The organism is Actinomadura keratinilytica (assembly GCF_039539665.1).
Taxonomy (GTDB): Bacteria; Actinomycetota; Actinomycetes; order Streptosporangiales; family Streptosporangiaceae; genus Spirillospora; species Spirillospora keratinilytica.
Map to the genome: position 1 here is coordinate 1 of NZ_BAABDO010000239.1, position 2,687 is coordinate 2,687.

General features: G+C 75.5%; 2 protein-coding genes. Both read right to left on the reverse strand.

Going from position 1 to position 2,687, the window contains the following annotated elements; genetic code table 11:
• On the reverse strand, positions 1 to 2,255 hold a 2,255-nt coding region (locus ABD879_RS32405; RefSeq protein WP_345025602.1), incomplete at its 3' end, for a fumarate reductase/succinate dehydrogenase flavoprotein subunit.
• On the reverse strand, positions 2,255 to 2,687 hold a 433-nt coding region (locus ABD879_RS32410; protein WP_345025603.1), incomplete at its 5' end, for an ATP-binding cassette domain-containing protein. The genes ABD879_RS32410 and ABD879_RS32405, both read right to left, overlap by 1 nt.

Consider the following 2,687-nt stretch of genomic DNA (forward strand, 5'->3'; position numbering starts at 1 on the left):
GCGGCGGCGCGGGCGGTCTCGGCCGCCGCGTCGTGGGCGACCAGGCCGCGCACGGCCCGCAGCCGGACGCGGTGGTCCTCGTCGCGGAGCGCGGCGGCGACCAGGGCGGCGACGCCGAGGCGCAGCGCGCGCAGCACGTCCAGCACCGCCGCCCGGACGGTGGCGTCCCGGCCGTCCAGCGCGGGCAGCAGGGCCTGGCGCAGCCCGGGGGTCGCCGGAAGCACCTCGACCAGCTCGCGCAGCGCGGTCGCGGCGGCGTGCCGCACCGAGCCGTGCCGGTCGCCGAGGGCACCCGCCAGCGCACCGGCGACGCCCTCGGGGACGACCTCGGTGAGCGTCGCCACGGCGGCGCGCCGCACCTTGGGGTCGGGGTCGTCGAGGTAGGGGGTGATCTCGTCCAGGGACGGGCCGGTCTCGGCGAGCTCCAGCAGCTCCAGGATGCGCGGGGAGCGTCCCACGGACGCGGCCGGGCGCCCGCTGGCGGCGGTGCGCGACGGCGCGGCCCGCCCGGCGACGCGCACCGGCCCCAGCACCTCCGGCTCGCCCGGCTCCGGCGCCGGGAGCCCCTCGACCGGCACCACATAGGGCGCCACCGGCCGCTTGACGAACTCCATCTCGCCGTCCTCGCGGCGCCGCAGGTTCAGGTGGCAGAACCAGGACGAGTCGTCGCGTTCGGGCAGGTCGGCGCGGTCGTGGTAGAGGCCCCAGCGGCTTTCGGCGCGCACCAGGGAGGCGCGCGCGGCCATCTCGGCGCAGTCGCGGATGAAGGTGACCTCGGCGGCGCGCATCAGCTCGTGCGGGGTGCGCGCCCCCATCGCCGCGATCTCGCCCTCCATGCGCTGGAACGTCTCGACGGCGATCTCCAGCTTGGCGGCCGTCTTGGGCGGCGCGACGTAGTCGTTGACGAACCGGCGCAGCTTGTACTCCACCTGCGGCTGCGGCGGGCCGTCCGGGTTGCGCAGCGGCCGGTAGATCAGCTCGTGCGCGGCGCGGATCTGGTCCTCGGGCAGCCCGTCCGGCGGCGGGACGGCCCGCGCGGCGGCGTCCTCCCCGGCCAGGTCGCCGAACACGAACGCGCCGAGCATGTAGTTGTGCGGCACGCAGGCCAGGTCGCCCGCCGCGTACAGGCCGGGGACGGTGGTGCGGGCGTGCTCGTCCACCCACACGCCCGACGCCGAGTGCCCGCCGCACAGCCCGATCTCGGAGATGTGCATCTCCACGTCGTGGGTGCGGTAGTCGTGGCCGCGCCCGGCGTGGAACGTGCCGCGGGTGGGCCGCTCGGTGGTGTGCAGGATGCCCTCGAGCGCGGTCAGCGTCTCGTCGGGCAGATGGGTGAGCTTGAGGTAGATCGGGCCGCGCGCCGAGTCGATCTCGCGTTTGACCTCGGCCATCATCTGCCCGGACCAGTAGTCGCAGTCGACGAACCGCTCGCCGTGCGCGTTGACCTGGTAGCCGCCGAACGGGTTGGCCACGTACGCGCAGGCGGGGCCGTTGTAGTCCTTGATCAGCGGGTTGATCTGGAAGCACTCGATGCCGCTCAGCTCGGCGCCCGCGTGGTAGGCCATCGCGTAGCCGTCGCCGGCGTTGGTGGGGTTCTCGTAGGTGCCGTACAGGTAGCCGCTGGCGGGCAGGCCGAGCCGTCCGCACGCGCCGGTGGCCAGGATGACCGCGCCCGCCGCGACGGTGACGAACTCCCCGCTGCGGGTGTCGAACCCGACGGCGCCCACGGCCCGCCCGTCCCGGGTCAGCACCCGCACGGGCATGACGCGGTTCTCGATCCGCACGCGTTCGCGCATCTCGCGGCGCCGCAGCACCCGGTACAGGACCTTCTTGACGTCCTTGCCCTCGGGCATCGGCAGCACGTACGACCCGGACCGGTGCACCCGCCGCACCGCGTACTCGCCGTGCTCGTCCTTCTCGAACTTCACGCCGTAGCGCTCCAGCCGCCGGACCATGTCGTACCCGCGGGTGGCGGTCTGCCGGATGGTGCGCTGGTCGACGATCCCGTCGTTGGCGCGGGTGATCTCGGCGACGTACTCCTCGGGGACGGCCTTGCCGGGGATGACGGCGTTGTTCACCCCGTCCATGCCCATGGCCAGCGCCCCCGAGTGCCGCACGTGCGCCTTCTCCAGCAGCAGCACGGACGCGCCGCGTTCGGCGGCGGTGATCGCCGCCATGGTCCCGGCCGTGCCGCCGCCGACGACCAGCACGTCGCAGCGCAGTTCCCGCCGCCGGGTCACGGGCGGAGTCTCCATCACACGGTCTCCTCGGTCGGTGCGGTCGCGCCGCGGGCGCCCAGCGCGGCCAGGATGCGGTCGCGCAGGTCGCCGGGCGCGGGGGTGTCGGGGTCGCGGGGCGCGGGCACGGCGATCTCGGTGCCGGCGCCGTCCGGGCCGAGGACGGCGACGCGGTCGCCCAGCAGCAGCGCCTCGTCCACGTCGTGGGTGACGAACACGACGGTGGCGGGGGCGGTGGCCAGCACCGCCACCAGCAGGCGCTGCATGGCGGCGCGGGTCTGGGCGTCCAGGGCGCCGAACGGCTCGTCCATGAGGATCGCGCGGGGCCCGGCGGCCAGGGTGCGGGCGAGCTGGACGCGCTGCCGCATGCCGCCCGACAGCTGCCAGAGCAGCCGGTCGCCCTCGCCGGCCCGGCCCACGCGCGCCAGCCAGACCTGCGCGTGCAGGCGG